Origin of the sequence: Paenibacillus sp. 32352, assembly GCF_002042965.1 — a bacterium.
GTDB classification, from domain to species: domain Bacteria; phylum Bacillota; class Bacilli; order Paenibacillales; family NBRC-103111; genus Paenibacillus_S; species Paenibacillus_S vulneris.
Genome location: NZ_MZNT01000010.1, coordinates 298,807 through 324,169, shown reverse-complemented (window position 1 = coordinate 324,169; position 25,363 = coordinate 298,807). Strand labels below are relative to the sequence as shown.

Annotated in this window: 17 protein-coding genes, 3 pseudogenes and 1 riboswitch; of the genes and pseudogenes, 16 read left to right on the top strand and 4 right to left on the bottom strand. The window is 49.7% G+C overall.

The genetic code is table 11. The annotated features are described in order from the left end of the window. The first annotated feature begins 132 nt into the window (after positions 1 to 132). Positions 133 to 217: riboswitch (cyclic di-GMP riboswitch) on the top strand. 131 nt (positions 218 to 348) lie between these two features. From B1728_RS35860 to B1728_RS23385, 8 genes are all read left to right on the top strand, one after another. Next, positions 349 to 2,061, top strand: coding sequence for a methyl-accepting chemotaxis protein (locus B1728_RS35860; protein ID WP_179136163.1), 1,713 nt, complete (start codon positions 349 to 351; stop codon positions 2,059 to 2,061). A 205-nt stretch (positions 2,062 to 2,266) separates the two neighbouring features. Continuing rightward, complete coding sequence (locus B1728_RS23415; protein WP_079912865.1) at positions 2,267 to 3,355, top strand: low temperature requirement protein A; 1,089 nt, start codon at positions 2,267 to 2,269, stop codon at positions 3,353 to 3,355. Positions 3,356 to 3,444: 89 nt separating this feature from the next. Next, positions 3,445 to 4,446 (top strand): Gfo/Idh/MocA family protein, encoded by a 1,002-nt coding sequence (locus B1728_RS23410; protein ID WP_079912821.1) that lies wholly within the window; start codon positions 3,445 to 3,447, stop codon positions 4,444 to 4,446. 184 nt (positions 4,447 to 4,630) lie between these two features. After that, positions 4,631 to 4,990, top strand: coding sequence for a winged helix-turn-helix transcriptional regulator (locus B1728_RS23405; protein ID WP_079912820.1), 360 nt, complete (start codon positions 4,631 to 4,633; stop codon positions 4,988 to 4,990). A 120-nt stretch (positions 4,991 to 5,110) separates the two neighbouring features. Beyond that, the gene (locus B1728_RS23400; RefSeq protein ID WP_079912819.1) at positions 5,111 to 5,659 is read left to right on the top strand and encodes a cysteine hydrolase family protein; all 549 of its coding nucleotides are present in this window, start codon (positions 5,111 to 5,113) and stop codon (positions 5,657 to 5,659) included. 155 nt (positions 5,660 to 5,814) lie between these two features. After that, on the top strand, positions 5,815 to 6,414 hold the full coding sequence (locus B1728_RS23395; RefSeq protein WP_079912818.1) for an RNA polymerase sigma factor: 600 nt from the start codon (positions 5,815 to 5,817) through the stop codon (positions 6,412 to 6,414). Beyond that, positions 6,389 to 7,537, top strand: a complete 1,149-nt coding sequence (locus tag B1728_RS23390; RefSeq protein ID WP_079912817.1) for a DUF4179 domain-containing protein — start codon at positions 6,389 to 6,391, stop codon at positions 7,535 to 7,537. Before B1728_RS23395 ends, B1728_RS23390 begins: the two co-directional genes overlap by 26 nt. A 38-nt stretch (positions 7,538 to 7,575) precedes the next feature. Further along, positions 7,576 to 8,973: an ABC transporter substrate-binding protein gene (locus tag B1728_RS23385; RefSeq protein WP_079912816.1), complete on the top strand. Its 1,398-nt coding sequence runs from the start codon at positions 7,576 to 7,578 to the stop codon at positions 8,971 to 8,973. Positions 8,974 to 9,044: 71 nt separating this feature from the next. Here B1728_RS23385 and B1728_RS23380 read toward each other — a convergent pair whose 3' ends face one another. Together B1728_RS23380 and B1728_RS23375 are read right to left on the bottom strand one after the other, a co-directional pair. Next, positions 9,045 to 9,806, bottom strand: a complete 762-nt coding sequence (locus B1728_RS23380) for an SDR family oxidoreductase (RefSeq protein ID WP_079912815.1) — start codon at positions 9,804 to 9,806, stop codon at positions 9,045 to 9,047. Positions 9,807 to 9,868: 62 nt separating this feature from the next. Further along, on the bottom strand, positions 9,869 to 10,249 hold the full coding sequence (locus B1728_RS23375) for a MerR family transcriptional regulator (RefSeq protein ID WP_079912814.1): 381 nt from the start codon (positions 10,247 to 10,249) through the stop codon (positions 9,869 to 9,871). A gap of 284 nt (positions 10,250 to 10,533) precedes the next feature. On the opposite strand from B1728_RS23375, the gene B1728_RS23370 reads away from it, so the two are divergent. After that, on the top strand, positions 10,534 to 11,643 hold the full coding sequence (locus tag B1728_RS23370; RefSeq protein WP_079912813.1) for an ABC transporter ATP-binding protein: 1,110 nt from the start codon (positions 10,534 to 10,536) through the stop codon (positions 11,641 to 11,643). A gap of 93 nt (positions 11,644 to 11,736) precedes the next feature. Here B1728_RS23370 and B1728_RS23365 read toward each other — a convergent pair whose 3' ends face one another. After that, a complete protein-coding gene (locus tag B1728_RS23365) occupies positions 11,737 to 12,675 on the bottom strand; it encodes a VOC family protein (RefSeq protein ID WP_079912812.1) in 939 nt (312 codons plus the stop codon). A gap of 217 nt (positions 12,676 to 12,892) precedes the next feature. Between B1728_RS23365 and B1728_RS23360 the strand changes: the two are divergent. The 5 genes and pseudogenes from B1728_RS23360 to B1728_RS36390 form a co-directional block, all read left to right on the top strand. Beyond that, positions 12,893 to 13,114 (top strand): annotated as a pseudogene (locus B1728_RS23360) (transposase); the annotation flags it as partial. A 220-nt stretch (positions 13,115 to 13,334) separates the two neighbouring features. Continuing rightward, positions 13,335 to 13,752 (top strand): annotated as a pseudogene (locus B1728_RS36915) (IS630 family transposase); the annotation flags it as partial. Positions 13,753 to 14,032: 280 nt separating this feature from the next. After that, positions 14,033 to 16,507 carry a winged helix-turn-helix domain-containing protein gene (locus B1728_RS23345; RefSeq protein ID WP_256865472.1) on the top strand — a complete coding sequence of 825 codons (2,475 nt, stop codon included), beginning with the start codon at positions 14,033 to 14,035 and terminating at the stop codon, positions 16,505 to 16,507. Between the two features lie 128 nt (positions 16,508 to 16,635). After that, complete coding sequence (locus B1728_RS23340; RefSeq protein ID WP_144027972.1) at positions 16,636 to 20,346, top strand: S-layer homology domain-containing protein; 3,711 nt, start codon at positions 16,636 to 16,638, stop codon at positions 20,344 to 20,346. A 627-nt stretch (positions 20,347 to 20,973) separates the two neighbouring features. Continuing rightward, positions 20,974 to 21,126: a hypothetical protein gene (locus B1728_RS36390; RefSeq protein WP_179136162.1), complete on the top strand. Its 153-nt coding sequence runs from the start codon at positions 20,974 to 20,976 to the stop codon at positions 21,124 to 21,126. Positions 21,127 to 21,232: 106 nt separating this feature from the next. Here B1728_RS36390 and B1728_RS37370 read toward each other — a convergent pair. Continuing rightward, positions 21,233 to 21,316 (bottom strand): annotated as a pseudogene (locus tag B1728_RS37370) (IS3 family transposase); the annotation flags it as partial. Positions 21,317 to 21,733: 417 nt separating this feature from the next. Here B1728_RS37370 and B1728_RS23330 point away from each other — a divergent pair. Continuing rightward, positions 21,734 to 24,850, top strand: a complete 3,117-nt coding sequence (locus tag B1728_RS23330; protein ID WP_256865471.1) for a family 43 glycosylhydrolase — start codon at positions 21,734 to 21,736, stop codon at positions 24,848 to 24,850. Positions 24,851 to 24,986: 136 nt separating this feature from the next. Then, a complete protein-coding gene (locus B1728_RS23325) occupies positions 24,987 to 25,241 on the top strand; it encodes a hypothetical protein (protein WP_079912806.1) in 255 nt (84 codons plus the stop codon). Positions 25,242 to 25,363: the final 122 nt, after the last annotated feature.

The window sequence follows — 25,363 nt, the reverse complement described above, 5'->3', positions numbered from 1 at the left end:
TCCCTAGGACAACCATGACGATTATCCTAAAATTCGACATTTCGGTACGTAAAGTAAGTATTTAGTTTTAGTAAAGAGGTCTTGTATTTTTCAAAACGCTATATTATACTTTGGCCAAACGATATACCCATATCACGAAAAAGGCAAACTTCTCGAAAGAGGGGGACGCAAAGCTTCGGGCCTAAGGATTTTGATCTACGGCAGCCGGGCCACCGAAAAATGGGGGGAAGTCCATCCCTTTTTTTGGGGATGGACTTTTTTTGCCTTGTCAAAATGTTTGAGTTCTTTAAAGTGATAAAGCGTTTAGTGTCTCATTACACAAATATTTCAATGGGGGATGCTTGGATCATGAAGTTTATCCAGAACTTGCGAATCAAAACGAAAATAGGCGGAATGCTGGGGCTTTCCATCGTGTTCCTGCTCATTATCGGCATTACAGGCTATTTCGTCATGGACAAGATGGCTAACAATGCCCGCGTTATGTACGAAGAAACCTTGATCCCGAATAGTCTCGTTGAAGGGCTTTTGTTCGGTAATTCGCAAATGGACTCCTTGCAGCTTGAATTGCTGCTGGCGAAAGATGAAGCGATTATTAAACAAATTCAACAGCAAATTACTCAAACCCGCGATAAAAATCAGGCTATACGAAAAAATCTCGAACAAATCACGTTGTCCCCGAGAGCACAGGAGCAGTACCAGCACTTCGTCGATTTAATCCCTAAAAACAACGATGCCAAGAAAAAAGTAGATGAATTGGCCGTTGCCAACCAAAAAGAAGCGGCGCATAAGGAATATGTAAATTCGTTCAAGCCGATCCGTGCGGAGATGATTCAAAGCCTGGAGAACGTTGTTAAGTACAATGAAGAGGATGCCAAAATCTTTTACGATAAAAGTATTGAAAGCTCCAAGGTGGCAACCTCCATCATCATTGTTGTCACAGTGCTTGCCGTTGTTCTTTGCTCCTTGATCGGGTATGGCGTTGCTAATATGATCACCAGACCGGTCCGCAGTATCCAGCAATTGATGGCTAAAGCGCAGGACGGGGACTTAACGGTTAACGCTACATACCAATCCAAAGACGAAATCGGTCTTCTTTCGAAGGATTTCAACGGAATGATCGCGAGCCTTAGAGAAATCATTGCGAAGATCGTCTATGAATCTCAGAACTTGTCTGCAAGCTCGGAGCAATTAGCAGCGAGCTCGGAGCAATCCGCCCAAACCACCCATCATGTCGTTGCGGCCATTCAGGACATTGCCGGAGGCGCAGATCAGCAGATGCAGAGTACTACCGAGAGCGTAAGAGCAATGGAAGAGATGGCGACCGGCATCAATCGGATTGCAGAATTTTCGGGCAACGTATCCGCCATGTCCATGGAAGCTTCCAAGGAAGCTGAGGAAGGCAACATTTCGATCCAGAAAGCCATGTCCCAAATGGATATGATCCGGGAATCCGTGAGCGATTCAGCCAAGGTGGTGAATCAGCTGGGAAAACGTTCCGATGAAATCGGTCAAATTGTCGATGTTATTACCGATATTTCGATGCAGACCAATCTGCTTGCGTTGAATGCCGCCATTGAAGCTGCGCGAGCGGGCGAACACGGAAGAGGCTTTGTCGTCGTAGCCGACGAGGTTCGGAAGCTGGCGGAGCAGTCGCGGCAATCGGCGGAGCAGATCGCGGAGATTATTCAGCAAATTCAAGGTGAAACCCGTTCTGCGGTGATCGCCATGGAAAAAGGCAGCAAAGAAGTAGAGCACGGAACCGTGATCATGCAGGAGGCGGGAGAAGCTTTCCGCAACATTATGAATGCGGTGCAGCAGGTCGCTTATCAGATGCAGGAGGTCTCTGCGGCATCAGAGCAAATGTCGGCAGGCACCGAGGAGATTACCGCTTCTCTCCATGATATGAGCAGCATTACAGAAGCCGCCTTCTCGAAGACGGAAAGTGTAGCGGCCGCCTCAGAGCAGCAGCTGGCTACAATGGAAGAAATTTCGGAATCCGTGAATGCATTGACACGGATGGCTCAAGAGCTGCACGAGATGACTTTGCGCTTTAAGAGCTAACTGCCCCCCATCTGAGGGGAACCATATCAAACCGCTGTTGGTTCTAACCGGCAGCGGTTTTTGCATATTATCCTATTCATAATCGGCTGCATCATTTAAGATAGGGGTAGCAGACAAATCTATACGATGGAGGGCTCAGCACACACAAAAGCAAAGGAGTATAATAATGAAGGAACATACCAAGGGGTACCAGCTTCATACAGCGATCGCCGATAAAAAGGTGACCTGGCTGGAGCTGTTTTATGATTTACTTTTTGTAGCAGCCGTTTCCAAGGCAGGTCATGTCTTGCTGCATACCGAAGCCGGCTCCATTCCGGCAGAATACTTTACGAAATTCTTCCTCATCTTCGTTCCAATCTGGTGGGCATGGGTAGGGCAGTCGCTCTTTGTCAACCGGTTCGGACAAGATATCTTTTCCCACCGAATCATGCTGATCCTGCAATTATTTTTTGTATTGATCATGACGGCCAGCTTGTCGGTCGATTTTGACCAATACTACGTTCCATTTTTAATAGGCTATGTGGGTTTAAGAGCTATGACCGCCATCCAATATCTTTTGGTGCATAAGAAAGAGGAAGCCGGCCGAAGGACCACGGCCCGTTATTTGGGAAGCAGCTTCTGGGTAGGTTTGGTGATCTCGGCTTTATCATTATTCTTTGACTCGTGGATTCGTTATGCCGTTTTGTATGCGGGAATTGCTGTAGATATGTTACTCCCCTTAATCGGCCGGAAGTACTTGGTCAAAAGCCCGATCCATACGCATCATTTATTAGAACGCTTCTCCTTGTTTACACTCATTCTTCTAGGCGAATCGGTTGTCAGTATCCTTTCCGTATTGCAGTCGAGCCATTGGACGTGGCAGACGATTTTATTTGCATTGCTCACGTTTCTCTTTATTATCGCGATGTGGTGGCAGTATTTTGACAATGTCGAGAAAAAGGTGGACAAGACGCTGGAGACGGCCGGGCAAACGATCATTTATGGCCATTTGTTTATTTATTCATCCCTGTGCATGATCGCTGCTTCGATCCAATTGTTATTTTTGGAACAGCTGCATTATAAATATATGTTATGTTTTATTTTTGGATCGGTATTGCTCTACTTCTTTTCGACCTCGCTGGTCTTCCACAGATATAGACATGTCCATCAAAGATTGCGGATCTCTCATTTGGTCTTATTCTTAGGAATGCTAGGCGTATTTTTTGCGGCGGATTGGTTATTCCTAATGCCCAATACCGTCATCATTGGAGAATTGATGATCTTCTTTGCGGTCTATGCTAAATTAACGACTTGAGTTAAAAAACGTCGGGCCAACGGGACACATTAGCTTTCTAACAACTACGACGCAATTGCCGTTACAAAATATGAATAGAGGTGTCAATGATGAAAGTCGCGATAATCGGTGCAACCGGGCACATTAATTATGTGTTCGGCGGGCTGCGCGAGCTGCCGGACGTCACGCTGGCCGCCGTATCGGTCGGGTCCGCAGGAGAGACGATGGACAAGGTCATTCATACGGCACAGAAGGAGGGCCATTCGCCCGTCGTTTATGCGGATTACATGAAGCTGTTGGATGATGTCGAGCCGGATATAATTGCAGTCGCGTGTTATTTTCACGACCACGCCCGAATTACAGCGGAGGCGCTGCGGCGAGGCATCCACGTGTTTGTCGAAAAGCCGATCGCAACGACGCTGGACGACTTGGCTATGCTGCGTGAGGTTTATGCAGCTGCAAAGGACAAAGGCGTACATCTTGCCGCGATGCTAGGCATTCGATATCATCCGGCTTTTTTGACGGCATGGCATGCCGTTAGCGGCGGCGCGGTGGGTGAAGTGCGGCTGCTGCAAGCGCAGAAGTCATACCGGCTCGGCCGCCGGGGCGAGCCTTTTACGAAGCGGCATACCTATGGAGGCACGATTCCCTGGGTCGGCAGCCATGCTATTGATTGGGTCCACTGGTACAGCGGCCAAAGGTTTGAAACGGTGTATGCGACTCATTCCACCTTATTTAATGAAGGGCACGGCGAGCTGGAGCTCACGGCACAGTGCCAATTTACGATGTCCGGCGGAGCCGCCGCCTCGGTCAGCATCGACTACTTGCGGCCGAACGAAGCGCCGTCGCACGGCGACGACCGGATTCGCATCGCCGGAACCGCCGGCGTGCTCGAGGTCCGGGATCAGCAGGTATTGCTGATCAATGAGCGGCAAAGCGGCGTGCAGGAGCTGCCGCTGGTGCCCAAGCGCGAAATATTTGCCGACTTCGTGCGGCAAATTAATGGAGAAGGGCGCTGCCTGGTCAGCGCCGACGATTCCTTTTACGTGACGGAAGCGTGCCTGCGAGCACTCGTATCGGCCGATGAGAAACGAGTCGTTCATTTTGAATAGGCCTAGAAATAAGAAGCTGCTTCTGTTGGTTATTTCCCTAATTCTGCTCATGCTGCCCATCACATTCATGGACCAAGTAGACGGAAGAAAGGAGCTTGTTTTTAAATCGATTTTCGTTTCTAACGGAAGCTAGGTTCCCTATCGGCTAGTAAAAAGGTAAGTTAGTTAAACAGAGGTGAGTTCTATGATCATTCGAGAGAAATGTTCCTGTCCGCTAGAGATTGTTCATGACATTATCAAAGGCAAGTGGAAGACGATGATCGTCTTTCAATTGAGAAGCGGGAGCTTGTCCTTAGCTCAACTGGAGCGGGATATTGACCAGATTACCCAGAAGATGCTGCTACAGCATTTAAGAGAGCTTCAATCCTGCGGGATCGTTGATAAAATCAAAACGGAAGGCTATCCGCTGCATGTTGAATATTATCTGACGGACCGCGGAAGAAAGCTGTTGGATGCGGTATTGATTATGCAGGAGATAGGCATTGAATACATGGTGGAGCTGGGGCAAACCGAGCTTCTTGACCGCAAAGGCATCAGCTATTAAGAAATTGTATCCATGGCAAAATCCATACCCACAAAAAAGTGGGTAATTCACGGTTCACCTTACCGATACTATAATACTTTTCAGAACCAAATTTAACTACAGGTAAAGGAGCCGTGAACCATGAATACAGCGTTACTTATAGTAGACATTCAGAATGATTATTTCCAAGGAGGCAGAAACGAGTTATTCAACACCGACAAAGCGGTAACCCATGCACAAGAAGCCTTGTCGTTGTTCCGGGCGAAGAGTTTGCCAGTCACTCATATTCAGTGTATTCTACTGGAGGAGAATGCTTCATTTTTCCTGCCCGGTACCGAAGGGATTCAAATTCATGAACGAGTACGTCCCTTATCGGATGAAAAAGTGATTGTTAAACATACTCCGGACAGCTTTTTTCAAACGGAGCTGCAACATCATCTTGACTCGATGAATGTAACGCGGTTAGTCATTTGCGGCATGATGAGCCATATCTGCATTGATTCGACTGTGAGAACCGCACACCGCCTGGGATATGAAGTCATCTTGCTCGGTGAGGCTTGTACCACCAAAGATTTAGTATGGGATGATACAGTCATTCCTGCAAAAACCGTTCATGATACCTTTATGGCCTCCTTGCAGGGTACCTTTGCCCAGGTCATAGAGACCGGCACTCTTCGCGATATGATATAATAGACTTTCTCATTTCAATTATATACAAGGGAGCGGATCGCTTAAGGCGCTGCTCCCTATTTTAATTCCGTAACCCAGATTTCACTCCTGTCACAATTCGGGCTTCACGGGTCGTTTAATATAGTAAAGCCGGCAAACATCAGGAGGTGATCCCATTGGAACAACCAGGCCCCGGGGCACAACAGGTTGAACATCATTCAGAAGCGATCGATGCTGCCATAGAACGGGTGGTATCAGGCGATAAACAAGCGTATGCCATTATCATTCGCGAATATGAAAAGAAAATTTATACTTATTGCTACTGTATTCTGAAAAGCCGTGAGGGAGCGGAGGATGCGGTACAGGAAATATTTCTAAAGGCGTATCAGAATTTGTCCCGTTACGAGAAGCAGGCATCCTTGCTCACATGGCTCTACAAAATTGCGTACTTTCATTGTGTGGATCTTATTAGAAAGCAGAGCCGCTGGCACCGTCTCCTATCGCTTTGCAAAGAACGGCTGTCCTTATCGGCTCCAACGTATGTTAATTACACCGAGCAAGCTGTCAATGAAATGCTGATGCATCTGAACTGGGAGGAGAGGAATATTTTGCTGCTTCGAGTGGCAGAACAATACAGCTTTGAGGAAATAGGCAAAATTATGGGCTGCAAACCGGCAACTCTGCGTCAGAGATTCGCGCGGCTTCGAAAAAAACTAATCAACCAAAGGATACAGGAAGGAGGTGCAGCCAATGGAGAAGTGGCCGAACGAACCTGAATCATGGAATTTGCTGCATATCCGACGCACCGTTCAGAGGATGGAGATGCCTGTCAACAGCTTCAGCGACAAAATAATGAGCAGGCTCGAGGAGCCGACATTCACTGCAAACAAAAGCAATCGTATGCGAAAGGCATTCATGGTTACTTCAGCAGCAGCGATATTGGGAATCTGCATCATCAGCAGTGCTCTTGTTTCGCCGGCAATGGCAGCATCTCTGAAGAATGTTCCGTTGATGAGCAGCATCCTCAAGCTAGTGGGAGATTTCACAGGCAATGCCTTCACATTCAGCAAGCCCGAGCCGTGGAGCATGGGGGAAGATTCCGGGATGACGTATAAGATGGACGGGTCCGAGTACAGTCAAATCATGCTGAATGCAAGAGGAGAGCTTAAAAATGTTCATCTGGATATGAAGTGGAGCGATTTGAAGGACTCCTACAAAAAAGAGATGGAGGCGGCACTGCAGCAAGTATTCCCTGGCCAAAATATCGCAGTCGATACCGTGGGGATCTCGGTACAATACGGTCTCCCGGATGATTCACCTATCAAAAGCGGCGCCTTGTATCTGAATACCCGTGTCAATAATACCTTCATCGAGCTGGAGAACGGCAAGCTGCACAGAGTGGTTAAGAGCCTTGCAAATGAGGAAGTAGATTTGGAGGCGCTAAAGACGGCTGAATCCGTATTTGTCGGCAATGGTCTGGATGGCTTGAAGAAAGGGCCGTTGAATAATCCGCTATTGATAGTCCAGGACGGCAAGGAGGCGTATGAGTTCCATTTTGCCGCTTCCGATAAGTTTCCGGTATTTGTTACCGTGGAAAAGGGAACTCGCAAAATTCTCAAAGTAAATGCAAGTGACCTGCAGGACAAGATAGACAAGTTCCCTGACGTCTTCGATACCATAGAGGGATATACCGAAGCTGAACTGTTGAAAAATGCGAAGGTCCAGGCAAAGCAATTATTGAAAATCGATTTGGAAGGCTATCAAGCAGCCAAGGATCCTAAAATGATGGCCGTCGTTTATTTTACCAAATCAGGCGCACCCACGGTGATGGGTCAATATAATTCAAAGGGACAATTCTACAATTTGGAATATGACGAACCGATCAGAAAAGCTGAATAGTTAGACTTTAGCTAATCTTCAAAAAGGGATGGATAGTAATGAAATTAGGTCGACTGGGGTTAACCGCCGGATTGGTGTTATCCGTCATGATGGCGGGATGTGATTCCGGCAGCTTAGCCGGGACGGGAGGAGAAAAGTCCTCCAATATGGTAAAACCGCTTGGTAAAGACGAAAAGGCGAGTATTAAAGTGGCTTATTACGATAAAAATTCTTTTCTCCAGATGTACGGAAATATGTTTTCTGTGAAATATCCGAATATAGATGTTCAGGTTGTCTCCATGCAGGATACGAGTGGCCCGGGCTTTCAGAAGCTCATCGATGACGAACAGCCGGATGTGCTTGTATTCCATTCGCCGGAGAGATTTAAAGAATGGGCAGAACAAGGGAGGCTTTATCAGCTGGACCCTGTTATCCGCCAGGACAAGTTCGATACGGAAAACATTTTGCCTAACGTCATGGATCTGCTCAAATCGAAGGGCGGCGGTAACATTTACGGCTTGGCCCCGTCCTTCTACAGCCAGGCACTGTTCTACAATAAAGATTTATTTGAGAAATTCGGTGTGCCGCTCCCGCACAATAAGATGAGCTGGGAGGAAGTGCTGCAGCTGGCCAAACGATTCCCGAAGGATGGACATGGGAATGACCGTATCTACGGATTTGCCAGGAATTCTGCCGATTGGATTGTAAGCGAGAATAAGGCTCTTGGTTACTATTTAATGAACAGCATCGGAACAACACACGGATTAGAGGATATGGATCCCGTTAAAGGGACGGTGACTCTCCAATCGGAGGGGTGGAAGCATGCACTTGGTTTGGCCGCAGATGCTTTAAAGTCGGGAGCGGTTTATACCGGTAAGACAAGTGATCCGGCCGATTCGAATGAGGCTTGGCTGAAACGAGACTTGTTCGTCACCGGCAAGGTCGCCATGACTCTGGAATCTCCTTATATGATTAACAACATTGTGCGGGCTAAGGAGGAACTGAAGGATGTCAATCCTGTCAATTGGGATATCGTCACTGTGCCGGTCGATCCGAAGAATCCCGATGCTTCAAGCACTATTGACGTATCCGAAATTTTCGCAATCAATACCAAATCATCTAACCCGAGAGCAGCCTGGGAGCTTGTCAAATACATTAACAGCGACGAAATGGCGAAGCAGTTGGCCAAAACCGAACAATTCGGCTTTCTTTCAAGAACCGCTTATGTGAAGGAACGGGATGGCCGTGATTTGGAGCCATTCTATATGCTGAAAATGAGTAACCGGGGTCTTCAAGCCGGGGAGCAGGTACCTTCGGAGTTTTATGCAACCTTCAACGAAATGGCGGGAAACGAGGTCCAACTGGTAGTTGACGGAAAGAAGTCCGTAGATGAAGCGCTAAACACAATGCAGACTAAGGGTCAGGAAATCTATAATACAGTCAAGCAAAAACAGTAATGATTTAACATGCTTCACAGAAGAATATATAAGGGCTGTCTGGGCAGCCCTTAGTCTTTTTGTAAGTACAGTTATTTGATAGAATCTTTCGTGGCTTTATACATAGTTTCTGTGTATTCGTCAATTTCATCTCGCGACATGCGTAAACGATTTACCGAAGTACCATAGCCAATTTCCTTCTTGCCCTCTTCCAACCCCTTGAAAATTCCATCTGCGAATGCATCTAAAGGTTCCCCTTGCGTATGCAGCCCGGCCCCGCCTAATTCCGTATTCACTGCCGGAGGAGCAACCTCAATGACTTCAACAGACGTGTCGGAAAGCTGGTGTCGTAGACTCATTGTAAAGGAATGCAGGGCTGCTTTCGTCGCTGAATAAATCGGAGCAATCGCAAATGGCGTAAAAGCTAACCCGGATGTCACGTTAATGATAGCCGCTTCTTCTTTTGCTGCCAAAAAAGGAGCGAACAGCATGGAGAGATGGAAAGGTGCTTCCAGGTTAGTTGTGATTTCTTTACTGAAATAACTCCAATTGCTCCTAGCGTCCGCTTTTAATACATTGAAGCGTTGTTGGATTCCTGCATTGTTAACTAATACATTCACTTCCGGATAGTTCGCAGTAACCCAATCAAACAATGCTGAACGTTCGGATTCAATGTCCAAATCAATTACACGGGTAATCAGGCTGGGGAATTGTTCTTTCGCCTTTTGAAGCACCTGTTCACGCCGGCCGCACACGATAACACGATTTCCCGCTTTGATAAAGCGTTCTGCAAAAGCTAACCCTATTCCAGTGCTTCCGCCTGTAATAAGGATTGTATTTCCTGAAAGCTTCATTATAAGTTCCTCTTCTCCATAAAGTTCTTTGTTTCATAATTTAATTATGTCTGATATTCGCCTTATGATTCTTCTTTTCTTTCCTGCATTCGTTTTGTATAGCGTGCAATTTTGAAGTTAATTCCTTCCATGGCTTCTGTCATCAACGAGATTTCAGCCAGCACAGCCTGTTTGTGCTTCATCATCATTTCAAGCCGCAGCTGGGTTGTGCTTTCTCCCTCAATTACCCAATCAATATACTGCCTGATACTACTTATTGGCATGTGCGTGTTTTTCAAACGAATGACGGTTTCAAGCAGTGACATTTGATCCTCTGAAAATAACCGCCGGCCGGCTTCATCGCGCTCGATTAGCGGCAGCAGCCCTTTTTTTTCATAATAACGCAGCGTGGATTCCGGAATATTAAGCTTGGCCGAAGCCTCGCTAATGGAATAGTACTTCATCTGAAGGCCTCCAAATGGTTTCTTTCATTGTCGACAAGAATAGGATACGACTTAAACCATGGTTTAAGTCAATAATAAATAAGCTGCCTCTATATTTAAAATTACTTTACATGTGCATAACACTCCGATAATGAACCTGATGTATGCTAAATACATTGTACCATTTGGGTGGGAGACTCTGAGAAAACCCAAAAGTAAACAGGCGTGAAAACAGCCTTGTTTCTTTTGATTTCCAGAGTCTTTTCGCTTATTCGCAGCATTTTGAAGGCTCAGGAGGTTATGGAATGGCCAAAATAATGATCAATCATTTATATAAGAAATATAGCAAGGACAAGCATACGGTGGTAAAGGACTTCCATATGGAAATTGAAGATAAGGAATTTCTCGTGCTGGTAGGACCGTCGGGGTGCGGGAAATCAACGGTTTTGCGCATGATTGCGGGACTTGAGGATATCACCGAGGGAGAGATCTATATCGGGGATACCCTGGTGAACCATTTGCCACCTAAGGACCGGGACATTGCAATGGTATTTCAAAATTATGCGCTGTATCCGAATATGAGCGTTTACGAAAATATCGCTTTTGGACTGAGGCTGCGCAAGCTGCCGAAACATGAGATTGATCTTTCCGTGAAGCGGGCTGCGCGCATTTTGGAATTAGACGCGTACTTAGACCGCAAGCCGGGACAGCTGTCCGGCGGACAAAGGCAGCGTGTAGCTTTAGGGCGCGCAATTGTCCGTAATCCGCAGGTATTCCTGATGGATGAGCCGTTGTCCAACCTAGACGCGAAACTGCGTGCACATATGCGTATGGAGATCATTAAGCTTCATAAGTCACTTGCTGCGACCTTCGTTTATGTCACTCATGATCAAATCGAAGCCATGACGATGGGAGACCGGATTGCTGTCATGAAGGATGGGGTCATTCAACAAGTGGATACGCCGGAAGTCATTTATTCCACACCGAGCAATATGTTTGTAGCCAGTTTTATCGGCTCGCCGCCAATGAACTTTATCCAAGGCCGAGTTCTTGAAAATATTCCCGGAAAGCTGGAATTCCACACCCAACGATTTTGGTTAAAAATTCCCGAGCATGCAGCAAGTCTACTAATCAAACACAAACAGGTTAACCGTACGGTAACACTTGGAATCCGGCCTGAGCATATGGAATTGGCTAAAGGGGCGGACGAACAGACTGCGATCCCTGCATACTACAAGCACAGCGAGCTAATGGGGGCGGATCGGTTCCTGCATTTGGATATTCACCAGAAGCAGCCGCTCATCGTGCGTGCTGACCCTGGGATTCGATTGGAGGAGGACGAAATAACGTACGTTACTCCGAATATGTCAGAGGCGTTGTTTTTTCACTTGGAAACCGGGGATCGAATAAGCTAAATCACTATGACATACACGGCATGATGCGGTACGATAGCATAATAACACAGGCTGCCAGTCATCGGCAGCCTGTTAAAATAATGGGCATATTGCTCATTTCATATGAAAAACATTTTGTAATTCCGATATCGTAAACTTTTTCATCTTCAAGTACGCTTGCGTGATCCGATCGCGTTGTTCCGGACTGCCTGTCGCCAACATCTCGTTCAATTCGGCGGGGCAGATCTGCCACGATACACCGTATTTGTCTCTAAGCCAGCCGCATTGCTCGGCCTCAGGTGCGGCAGAAAGCTGTTCCCAATAGTAGTCAATTTCATCCTGCGTCTCGCAGCAGACCATGAGGGAAATTGCTTCGTTGAAGTTGAACGGGTGTTCCAACGTGCTGTCCATTGCTGCGAACCAGGTGTTCTCCAGCATAAAGTCCGTAAACATCACCGTGTCCTCTTTGTTGGGCTCTTGGCCAGGGCCGTATCGGAAGAGGGCGCCAGGTTGTGCATTTCGGAATACCGAGAGATAGAACTCACGTGCCTCTTCGGCCTTGCCGCTGTTATTGCCCGTGAACATCAGGGAGGGGACAATGGTGGGCCGCGGCTCACCGTTCGGATTCGTAAGAATGAGCTGCCAGGAGACACCAAACTTGTCCTGAACCCAGCCATACCGTTCGCTGAACGGATACTTGTCTAACGGCATAAGCGCCAATCCGCCTTCGGACAACTTATTCCATATCTCGTCGATCTTTTCACTTGCGTTCTTTTCCCGAGACGGATCGAAATTTACTATAAACGAAATCGAAGGATTGATCTTAAAGAAAGGACCTGCAGATATGGCCATAAACGGATGTCCGTAGACGTTGAACGATACAGTATCGCAATCTCCCGATGGCGTATTGTGCAAGGTCGTCATGCTCGTAATAATGGAATCCGGAAATACGGAACAATAAAATTCTGCGGCTTCTTTTGCCTCTTTGTCGAACCATAAGTGCGGTATGATCGGCTGGATACCCTTCTCATATTGACTGTTGGCGTTACTCATCATCATTTCCTCCTTTGGTTTATAGGGTTTACACTTTTTGATTGTAGCACACGGAATCTTTCGATATTTCTTTCAGATTGCGGTATCGAGGGATGACAAAAGATAACGATAAAAAAGACACTTACTGGCGGTGCCTTTTCGTAGAGTCTGTAAAATATTCTGTGTAAACTCTCAAATCATACTTTAAAATGAAGGCTGGTTTGAGAGGATGGCTGGAATGGCTCGATTCAGCAAGGAACAAGTAAAGGCGTTTGTAAAAGAAAATAATCTAAAGACCAAGGATGACGTTCAGTCCGCTCTTAAGGAGTTGTTTGCTGAAACGCTGCAGTCCATGCTGGACGCGCAACTCGACACCGAACTTGGTTACGAGAAGCATGACGTGAAGAACAAGGCGACAACGAATAGCCGTAATGGAAAGAGCAAGAAAACGGTAACTACATAGACGGCACTAAAGGATTGTGGGAACATTTGTCTAACTCTTAGAGGTAACCAGATTGTTGCCTGAAGGAGGCGTTACGATGAACAAAACACTCCGAGAAGACAAACAAAACCCCGAAATCCACACAATAAAAATGGCTATGAAAGAAACAAAAAGTAAACGAGTGTTCGAAAGATATCAAGCGATTTTGCTTTACTTGCATGGAGTTACATACGATCAAAATACGCTGGCTCTCGCTGATTCCGAAAAACAAGAACAATTCAAGCAAGACTTTGAGACGGTAAAAAAAATTGATTCTGCGCGAAATTGATCGAATCCTGTTTCAGGATGAGTCAATGATTCGGGACTATCAGGCACTAGCCCATACTTGGTTTCCGAGAGGACAACAAAAGATAGTTCTTACTTACGGCAAGCATCGCGGTGTCAAACTGATTGGTATATTGGATTATGAAAGCGGTGAAATATTTTGCATCGAAGAAGAACAATATGATGCAAATGTATTTCTAGCCTTCCTTAAGCAAGTAGTTGCTCGCTATCCCGGAGAAAAGATTGTAATGGTCCTAGACAACGCCCGAATTCATCACGCCAAATTGATTAAAACTTTCTTGAAGGAACACTCCGATCGCTTACAACTGATTATGAATCTTTAGTGCCGTCTATATAGCACAACTGAATATGAGTCCTTATCAATGAAGATACATTCGTGTTTTAAAGATTGATTTCTTGGTATAGAAATTACTCATTCCCTTAATAGGGCTGAAAACTTATAATTTCTATAGCGTTAATAAAGACAACCTTGTTAAGAGAAACGGGTGAGCTTCAGTGGAAACAGTCTTATTAAACACGAAACTGCATATGCCTCCTCTTCTGTCTGCGGTTATACCGCGTGTCCGTTTGACGAAGAGGATGCAAGAAGGCTTGGACCTGAGAGCAACCGTCATTAAAGCGCCCGCGGGCTACGGAAAATCAACGCTCGTCAGCTCGTGGGCCGGGCAGCTGGCTCGGCCTGTCGGATGGTTGTCGCTCGACCCGGGCGACAATGACATTTTCCGCTTCTGGCGTTATGTCATTTCGGCAATCGATTGGGTCCGCGACGGGTTCGCGCTTAAGGCGAAGCCGGCTTTGGAGTCGCTGTCACCGGTAAACCATGAAACCTTCCTCGTTCTGCTATTAAACGAATTAAACAAGCTGCAGGACCCGCTCGCATTCGTTTTTGACGATTTTCACGCCATCCATGATTCGAACATTATCGCATCGATGACTTTTTTTCTCGAATATTTGCCTGCGCATGTTCACCTTTATGTAACGAGCCGAATGGAAGCGCCTTTTCTGAAGTCGCGCCACTTCAGCCGCGGATGGGCCGTTCAATTGGACGCCCAGGATCTGCGATTTGATGTACAGGAGGCCGAGGAGCTGTTCCGCCTGTGGGAGGACCGGAGCTATCCGCCGGAGCAAATCCAATTGCTCGTTCAGCGAACGGAAGGGTGGGCCACCGGATTGAAGCTGGCCGGTCTCGCCATGCCCAAGCAGAAACCGGAACCGTTTCTTGCGCAAGATTTTACGGCGGATAACCACCAAATCGAGCAATATTTGCTTGAAGAAGTGTTCCAATCGCTGGAGCCCTCTATGCAGTCGTTCCTGATCAAGTGCTCCCTATTGCAGCAATTTTCGGAGCCGCTGTGCAGGGCGGTTACGGGAGATGCCGACAGTCGCCGCAAGCTGATTGAACTGGCGGGCAGGGAATTGTTCGTTATACCGCTTGATACGAAAGAAGAGTGGTTCCGTTTCCATCACTTGTTCGCCGCTTTCTTGACAGGCCGGCTGCACCGGACGGATCCGGACGGCATTAAGGAATTGTACAAGTCGGCTGCGGACTGGCATGCGAAACAAGGCTTTCTGGAGGAAGCCGTGGAATACTATTTGGCCGGGCGGCATTTCCAGGAAGCCGTGGAGCTGTTGGAGCAAATGAAATCGTTCATGGTGAAAAGGGAGTTTTCCACGCTGCGCTACTGGCTGTCGCTCATCCCGGAGTCGATCCTGTGGGAGCATCGCCAGCTGTATTTTTCCTATATTTTATCGTTGTTATGGGATAATGAGCCGCTGCTGGCCGAGAACTATTTGCAGTCTGCCGAAGAGCGGTTTCAAGCTTCCGCTGCGGACTGGTCAGAGGAGGAGCGGAACCGGTTTCTGGGGAACCTTTACTATTTGCGAAATTCCAAGGCGACCCAATACGATCTGGATGTCGTCAAAGGGCTCGAATATATCCAGTTGTCGCTGCGGTACAGCCCCTCCGGCCCGGAGCTGCTGTTCGCCCCGCCCCATATGCCGATGTCTCCCACCATCTTCCGGTCGTACAACGGCAAGAGAGGAAGGCATTTGCCCCGCGAGGTGGCGGATTCCTTCTTTCGAACGATGATCGAATTTCTGAAGCCGATGGACCTGCACGATTCCACCCTCGTTTGCTACGGCGAGCTGCTTTATGAGCGCAACGACCTGAAGGAAGCAGAAGCTTATTTCAAGCTGGGGCTTCAGGAAAACATGCATAACCGACACCAGCCGGAAAAAGTGTACGTCACCGCTTACCTTTTTCTGTCTCGCATCGCCAAAGCAAGAGGAGATCGGCTGCAAGCGGAGCAATGGCTTGAGGAAGCCAGGCAAAGAGCGCTCTGCGAACGGGCTGCCGCCGCACTGCTCTTCATTGATGCGGAATTGGCGGGGCTGCGGCTGGATCAGGGGGAAGCGGCCGCCGCATCGGAGTGGAGGAACAAATACGGAGTGAGCGAGACCGATCCTGTCTCCGTATTTCAATTATATACCTACACGTTTCTTGTGCGGGTATTGATGCAGGAAGGGCTTTACGAGCAAGCTCAGGCTCTTGCGGACAGGCTTCTCGCCTTGGCGATCAAGGGGCATCGACCCATGGATGCGCTTGAGCTGCAAGTGCTGCAGGCGCTTCTTTGGCGCAACACAGGCAAGACGGAGCAGGCCTTCTTAACGCTGGAGCAAGCGCTGAAATACGCCGAGCCGGACGAATATATCCGCGTTTTCGCGGACCGGGGGATGCCGGTTGCCGAGCTGCTCACGAGCTATATTCAGCTGCGCCGAAAGGGGCATGTGCGGGAAAGCGAAGCCCCGTCCCTCGCCTTCGTACGGAGGGTGCTTTCCTGTTTCGGCGAACCGGCGGCAATCGGCGCGACCGCGGACCGTCTTCTAACGAAGCGGGAATCGGCGATTTTCCGCTGCATGCTGGAAGGGATGGACAACCAGGCGATCGCGGACGCTTTGGGCATCGGCATGGGAACGCTGAAAACGCACATCAATCATATTTACGGCAAGCTTGACGTCAGAAACCGGGTCGAAGCGATTCGGCGAGGCAAGGAGCTGCTGGAATAATCGTTTAAAAAATCTAACCCCGTCTATAACCGGGGTTAGATTTTTTTAAGGCCCAAATCCGGTATGCTTTGAAAGGGACGGAACTGTCGAAACCTGCAAAGAATGCAAAAAAGGAGAAGGAGATTTCATTGAACAAAAAAATAAGCACGATCGCGCTGCTGGCCTTGATTTTATTTCCGGCATTGGGCTCGGTTTCGGGTCCTGCAACGGCAGACGCTTCCGGCTTGTCGGTGACCTCGTTGTCTTCCCAAACGGGTACCGCGCTGGCATTGGACAGCGACGGACACCTATGGGCCTGGGGCAAAAACGATTATGGCGAATATGGCGACGGCACGAAACGAAGCGTCGCTGAACCGAAAAGAATCGTTGTCGAGGATCAAGGCGTCCCCGTCGTTTTTCAGAAAGTGGCTGCGGGATTCAACTGGTCGATCGCGTTGGACCGTTCAGGGCACCTGTGGTCAACCGGGGATAATAGTTTGGGTCAATTGGGTTATGGCAACGGAACCATAACGGAATCTCTGGTTTGGGGGAAACTTGCGGCGCAGGACAGCGGCGGAGCCGATGTCGTATTTAAGGATATTGCCGCGGAGCGCGTCAATGGGCTGGCAATTGATGCTGAGGGACAGCTGTGGGCTTGGGGGACTTTCAGAGGCTATACTCCGGGACAGTCTTTGGTGCCGATGAAGATCGCCGTGACCGACGGCGGGACTCCCGTGTCCTTCCAAAGCATAGACGCTGTGGATGAAAATGCGATGGCGCTCGATAACCGGGGAGCCATATGGCAAATTAACAACATCGAATTTCAGCCGCAAAATAAGATCAACATCACAGAGAACGGTTCTCCCGTGCGATTTAAAGCGATCTCGACAGGCGATTCATTCAATTGTGCCAGACGTCCATGCAATTTTTCCCTCGCTTTGGACGATGACGGTAATTTGTGGTCATGGGGGAGCAACACCAAAGGCGAGCTTGGGGACGGCTCGACAACGACAAATACTACGCCGAAAAAGCTTACGGTTACGGATTCCGGCGTACCCGTTACTTACACGGGCATATCCGCGGGAGACAGGTATGCCTTGGCATTGGATAGCAGAGGCGCGGTTTGGTCCTGGGGATTTAACGACAACGGTCAGCTCGGAGACGGCACGCAGACCGATAGCTCTGTCCCTCGCAAGGTCAACATCACGGATAATGGGAACCCTGTAACATTCACAACCATCCGGGCTGGATTCGGCAGCTCGCAAGCGGTGGACAGCAGCGGGCAAAGATGGGTCTGGGGCGAGAACGGCCAAGGGTCGCTCGGCGACGGTACAACCGTCAGGCGACGGAGCCCTGTAAAAGCACGTTTCAGAGCGACGACTTCTCTTTCCGTTTCGAAGGCGACCTCCACTTACCTCGAGCCGTTGACTTTAACGGCAACGGTAACGGGGGGGGTTGGGATGCCGACCGGAGTCGTAACCTTTAAGGACGGAGAAGCCGTTCTGGGAAGCAGCGCTTTGGATGCCAATGGAACGGCGGTTCTCCGCATAGCCGAATTATCGGCTGGAGCGCATAGCTTGACGGCTCAATATGAGGGCGACCGTTCGTACAATGCAAGCATATCGGGCGTCATAGCGAATCAGGTGAATATGCCTGCCGCACCTGCGCTTTCGGTTGTTCAATCGCCTGCGGATTTGACGAACGGCACCGTAACCATAAGCGTTGAAACGATCGTCTACGGAACCGGCAACTCGCTTGACGTCCTGAAATGGCTGCCGGGAGACAAAAGCGCCGCCGATTTCAGAGATGCGGGCAATGATATTTTGGCGACCGGACGCTTTCAGGTGAACCATAGCGGCAAATATACCGTGTACGCGGAAGACAAGGCAGGCAATGAAACGGTTCAGTCCGTCGCAGTTGACAGCATTCCGGCCGTGTGGTTGACCGGAGCAGCCCTGAACGGTTCCTCGTTCACCGAGCTAGAGGGCCAAAATCAGCTGATAATAACCGGAGAAGTGAATCACATCGATGCGGGCGACCCGCTGACCTTGCAGATCGACCTGCTGGATAGTCAGGGAACGACCGTAACCCAAGCCGTTTACAGCATCCTATCCACTGGACTGCATCAAGCGTTCCGGCACGATATGACGATCACGTCGGCACAGTTCCCGAGCGGATCGTATACTGCGCGTGTGACGATTTCGGATGCATCCCGTACGCCGGTTGTAGTGACGCTTCCCTTCACCGTAAACACCACCTCCCCGATTATTCGGGTGACGATGGTGACGGCGGACGGAAAGCCGTACACCAGCGGACATTGGACGAATCAAAACGTCACGGCCACCGTTTATGCAAACGTATATGCAACAAGCTCGCTCGCCTCCTTGATCTTGTCTGTAGACGGAAGCGCCGGGCAGGCCGTGGCGAATAATAGCACCTTTACCGTATCGCAAGAAGGATCGCACATCTTGACGTACCGGGCGGCAGACAGTGCAGGTCATGCGAGCACCCTGGCTTTCCAGATAAATATCGACCGGACGCCGCCGACCCTGGTGCTGAACGGACCGTCGCATATGACATTGACCGTAGGAGACGCCTATGTTGAGCAGGGCGCTACAGCTTCCGATAATGTCGGAGTCGCGGGAAATGTGAATATCAGCGGAAGCGTAGATACCCAAAACCCAGGTACGTATACCGTGCGCTATAATGTACTTGATGTCGTCGGAAATGCCGCTCTCGAAGTTATACGTACGGTTACGGTAGTGCCTGTTCCGACCGTTCCGCCTGATCCGCCGGTGCCGCCCAAGGAGGACACCGTACTGACAGACCTGAGCGCCAGCCCGGCGGATATTTCGGTCCAAGTCGGGCAGGCAGCATCGGCTACCATCACGGCAACATACTCGAACGGGAAGCAAACGAATGTCACGCAGCATGTGACGTGGACCGTTCAATCGCCTGACGTCGCTGCGGCGAAAGACGGCATGATTACTGGGCTTATGCCCGGCAGCACGGTCGCCCAAGCGGTCTATGGCGACCGAGCCGTCGATATTCATGTGACCGTGACCGGCGCCTCCTCGCCAGGCGGAAGCGATAGCCCTGGCGGCGGCAATAGTGGCGGAAACGAAAGCACTAGCGGCGACGAAAGCAGCGGAAACGACGACAGCGATAATCCGGCGACTCCGCCCGACAAGCCGGCGGCCCCCGCTGCGGATCTTAAGCGTGAGCCGTTTAAAAACTTCGTCCAGTTGGAGAAGATGCTGGACTATATGCAGCGCGCGATCAGCTCGAATCGTGCCGTCTCATTCACGGATACGGCGTCTCACTGGGCTGCTAACGATATTCGGCTTGCCGCCATGCTCGGCTTTGCCGACGGTTATCCGGACGGCACCTTTACGCCGGATGCAGCCGTGACGCGGGCGGAATTCAGCAAGCTGCTTGTACAGACTTTCGTTCTGACCGCAGGCGCGCAGCAAGCGCAATTCAACGATACCGCCGGCCATTGGGCTGAAGACGCCATCCGCATTTTGGCTTCGAACGGCATCATCCAAGGTTATGAAGACGGTTCATTCAGGCCGGATCACCGAATATCCCGCGCCGAAATGGTTACGATGCTCTCCCGCATTGCGGATTTCGCCGCACCGCGGCCGGGCGCCGCGAAGACGTTCGCCGACGTTCCTTCCGGCTACTGGGCGAAACCGGTCATTGAAAAAGCGGCAAATGAGGGCCTACTGCAAGGCGTGGACAACGACCGCTTTGCGCCGGATGGGGCGACGACCCGTGCGGAAGCGATCGCTTTGATTCTAAGAACGCTAAGGCTGAATTCGGCCATAAGCGATTTGCTGAACTCGATTCAACCATAATAAAAGCACAAAAAGCAGGAAGATCAGGCCGCTTGCGGCTCTGCGCTTCCTGCTTTTATTAATGTATTTCCAAGTCTCGGCAACGTCCCCCGTTTGGTCGGCAATCCGCCCGCCCTTGCTTGTCCTGCTGCTCCCCATTATCCGATCAGCCGGTCGAGCCCTTTCAGATCCAGCTCCCGGAATTTTTCCAGCACCGTATGTCGGTCCATTTCCCAGCTGCACAATTCCAATGCGCAAGCGACGGGCGCTTCGCAGCAGATCGTCGCCAAGCTTCGGGACAAATGCAGTAGAAAAGGGCGCGCAGTTAATCAAGGCTTATCATTCTGCCAACGATCAGGAAAAGACCACTATAGATAACATGCTCATGATCCTAACAGGTTGGAGCCTTTCCAGCCTTTGTGAAAAGTCAAAGGAACAATGCACGGAAATCGAAAGTTCCGATTGCGATTGGTGCAGCGAAGTGAATTTTCAGGAAATGGCTGCGTCCCCATACTGCGAAAACTGCGGATTCCATTTATGTGAGGATTGCCTTTCGTATAGTCCAGGCTGTCCCAATTGCCAAAGCGAAAACGTGAAAGAGATTGAACCGGCTGAATAAGCCGGTTCCCACAAAGGAGCCGAGAGCAGATGAATACATTGCACGTTGCTGATTATGCCGGGAAAAAGATTATGGCGACCGATGGTACACAGTTTCTTCTTATCACAGACGGGGAAAAACTAACATACATGAACTTTGATGTCTGCCGTATTTACCTTCTTTCTTTTTCTGGAATAGAGTAGTAAATCATTTAATGCTTTAATCATTTAATATGCTTCGATAGTGGAGGCTATATAGACGTCACTAAAGATTCATAACTGAATACAAAGCCTGTTAGACAATGTATGGTTAGGTAGTGTTTTGGGTATGAGTTCGGTACTGTACTGGACTCATGCTTTTTAGTCTTGCCATTATCCGTTTGTGATTGTAGTAATTCCGCTTTCAAACGGACTGTCCGGCTGCGGGTAAATAACAAAAATCGTACAGAAAGACCTAAAGAATCTTAAGGTCAAGAAAGGAAGGGTCACAGTATAGTGTAGGCATCCATGGAGCGAAGCTCATAGTGAAAATGAAAGCGATTTATTGCGAGCGATCATTCCTGTCTGCCGAAAGCTCCACATAAAATTGGTTTGTTTGTTGTGAGGTGATGGGATAGATCCCTGCGGGCTCCCCGAAAAGAATTCCAGCTTGTCATCAGCAAGATAACAGACAAGCAAAGCTGCGTTGGTCAGTCTCAGCTGGGCTGAAGGGAGGTGATTCTACAGTTCGTACCGCGGATAATCTATTGCTTCTCTAGGTAGCACGAACGCCGTAGACAATAGGATGATATGATTCCAAGGAGGATTGTACATGGTCAAAAATAACTTCAGACATCTACTGCTTTGTCTCGCAGTGCTGCTGATGCTGCCGCAATGGAGCGGATTAGCCGGGGCTGCAGAGCCGTCGCCGGGTACGGCGGATTCGATGCCGGCGTTTTCACAGGAGGGGAAGAATGTGTCCGATTTCTATAATGTCATCATGCAGACGGGAGCCGACCCTTGGGTTTACAAGCACACGGATGGCTATTACTACAACGTTTTTGCCAACGCTAGCGGCGTCATGATCCGTAGAGCGAAGACGATCACCGGCCTGGAGGCGGGCGAGAGGCGTCTGGCCTGGTCGCCGGTTAAGGGCACTATGTACAGTTCCAATGTTTGGGCGCCGGAAATGCATTATCTCAAAGATACCGACGGTCAATCCAAATGGTTTATTTACTTTGCAGCCGACAACGGAACCAACGCTAACCACCGCATGTACGTGCTGGAGAACGCGAGCGAAGATCCGTTGACCGGCTCCTGGGAGTTCAAAGGGAAGATTACCGATCCTGCCGACCGTTGGGCGATCGACGGCACTGTGCTGACGGTGGGCGAGCAGCATTATTTCATCTGGTCCGGTTGGGAAGAAACGGATGGAAGCTTCCAAAATTTATATATCGCACAGATGAGTGATCCGCGGACCATCAGTTCGGAACGGGTATTGCTCTCCACGTCTCAATATGATTGGGAATCGTCCCCGGCCCGCATCAATGAAGGCCCGCAAGTCACGATAAAGGGCGACACAATCAATCTGGTCTATTCCGCAAACGGAAGCTGGACCGACAGTTATTGTCTCGGGCTGATCACGGCCAAGATCGGCGACGATTTGATGAATCCGGACTCTTGGGTGAAAAAAGACAAGCCGATCTTCTCCAGCGCCAACGGTGTTTATGGCCCGGGCCACCACAGCATCGTCACGTCTCCTGACGGCACAGAGGACTGGATTATCTACCATGCGGCCCGCTGGCCAGGAGCGGGATGGACCCGCAAAGTCCACGGGCAGAAATTCACCTGGAATACAGACAATACACCAAACCTGGGAGAGCCTGCCGATCCGAACCTGCCGATTGCCACGCCTTCGGGCGAGCCGGCGCGGAAGCGCTATGAAGCGGAAAACGCGCTGTTGGTAAAGGATCCGGGCGGTGAAACCTCTCCCGCTGTCCGGATGGAGGCCACCGCTTCCGGCGGGATGAAGGTCGCCAACATCAAGAACGCTCGTGATTATGCCCAGTTTACTGTCAATGTGCCGGAGACGGGATTTTACATGCTGTCCGTGCGCAATGCCAACGGCTCGCCCAATGCGGCCGATGCTTCCCATATTTTGTCGATCAACGGGAACTCTGGCGTCAATTTGAACATCGTCTATTCCGGCGTGAATCGTTGGGGACTTTCCGCGGCGAAGGTCTTTCTGAAGGAAGGCGACAATATTCTCCGCTTCTCGAAGGGGAACAACTTTGCCGAAATCGACAGCCTGGATATATTTAAGCTGGAAACCTCGGAAATGCTATTCGATGCCCCGGGGTACACGCTCGGATTGGGTGAAACCCGCAGCTTGCCCCTGTATACCGTAACAGACGCTACCTATACCGCTGTTGACACAGGAGCAATCTTCAGTTCTTCCAATACGAAGGTCGCCGTTATTGACGGTGGGGTTAGGGTTAAGGCTGTAAGTGCGGGCAGTACCACAATCACCGCCACATATAACGGGAAAACAGCCACAGCCACGGTTACCGTTTCTGCGGATCCTAGAGCTGTGCAGTCCGTTGCCTTCGGCGGATTGCACCGCATCCTGACCAGCGGGCAGACAAGCGGACCATTGCAGGTAACGGCACACTATAACAACTATGAGGTTCAGAATGTGACAGCGACTGCCCGGTATACCAGCAGCGATCCTGGGGTGGTCAGGATTGATTCGGATTCTGTGACCCAATCGGTATATGCGGTTAAACCGGGCACAGCTCTTATTACAGCAGAATACAACGGCAAGAAAGCAGAGCTCAACTTGACCGTTATTGCAGCTTCTGATGTGGTTCAGGTTACTTCAGTAGTGAAGATTCCTTCCGGAGTGGCCCCTAAGCTGCCCAGCGTTGTTGATGTTGTCTACAACAGCCAGCCGAAGAAGGCTGAGGTTGTCAGCTGGGAACCGGAGGGACTTGACCTCAACTCCCTTGGTACTGTTCAGGTGCCTGTCACCCTGAAGCTGGATGGCCGTGATTTTCCTTCCACCGTTTCCGTAAACGTTATTCCGGGATGGGGCCTTGATGAGATTGTGAATCAACTCCGAAACAAGCTGGCCAACTTCTCCTATCCTTTGGGTGACGGGCTGGGCAACTATAGCCAATCCAAGTATGATGCCTTCGTGGCCGAAGTGAACAAGGCGGAAGAAATGGCTGCAAACGCCGATCTGAGTAAAGAACAGTTTAACGAGGAACTAGATAAGCTTGCTCAAGCGGAAGCAGCTTTGTTAGGTTCGCTGAACAGCATTCGGGACGGCGTAATGTATAACGCTTACCGGGATTTCTCCGGCGATACGGTTGGCAAATACCCTTACGGCATTACCACCGAAGATCTAACCAATGGCGCTACCGCCACTGTGCAGGAAGAGGCCGGGAATAAATTCCTCCGGCTGACTACAACCGCTACCTCGGGCAAGGCAAACCTGCTCCTACCGTATGCAGGCGAAGTTAAGGCTGAGGCGGATCAGCGTATCGTCATCGAATACCGTGCCAGACTAAACACCAGCTTCCAGTACGCCAATGGCGCCATGATGCGAAATGACAGCGGCACAGGCAATTATTCCATGGTCACGGCTTTTGATATGGGGAAAATTATAGTCCAGAATGGACCGTCCACTAAGGTCAAAGTCAAAGACTTTCAGTACAATACATGGTACAAAATCAAAATGGTGGCAAACTGGGACGCCAAGACTTATACCGTCTATATAGACGATGTTGAGGTGGCCACTGACTACAACTTCCGGCACACAGGCGGCGACAAGCTGACCGGCCAGCGGTTCGGCATCGATGGCTATGCCAACGCCTCCATCGACTTTGACGATTTCAAAGCGATGGTTATCGGAGGACCGAAGGCTGCGCCCGAAGGGCAGCAATGAAACAGCGGTTGGGGCCAATGATGGACGCATCACTGGGGTCAACCCCTCCATGGAATGGTCCTCCGGCTATGGGAGCACCTGGTTGAATGTCGAAGGGGATACTATCGCAAATCTTTCTCCCGGGACTTGACGCGCCATGCTATTTACCGTGCTGGCCCGTTTGCATGACGTTGAGACCGAATATTGGTACAGCAAGGCGAAAGACTGGGCTACCGCTTCCGGGATCAGTGATGGCGGTACCCCTGAAGCTTCTATTTCCCGGGAACAACTGATTACTATCCCGCACCGTTACGCTGGACTGCCTGCTGCAAGCAACAATAGCAAAAGCTTTGCAGACAGCGGCGAAGTGTCCGCCATGATCGTGCGCTTTATAGCCTGGCGTAGCAACTAAAGCCATTGAGTGGATCACAGGTTTAAAAACCAAGGAGCCAAGGGAACGTCCGCCCGGCTCCTTGGTTTTTTGCGTTCCGCATAGGCGGATTTGTCAGGGCGTAGGATTTGCGGAGGGGGGAT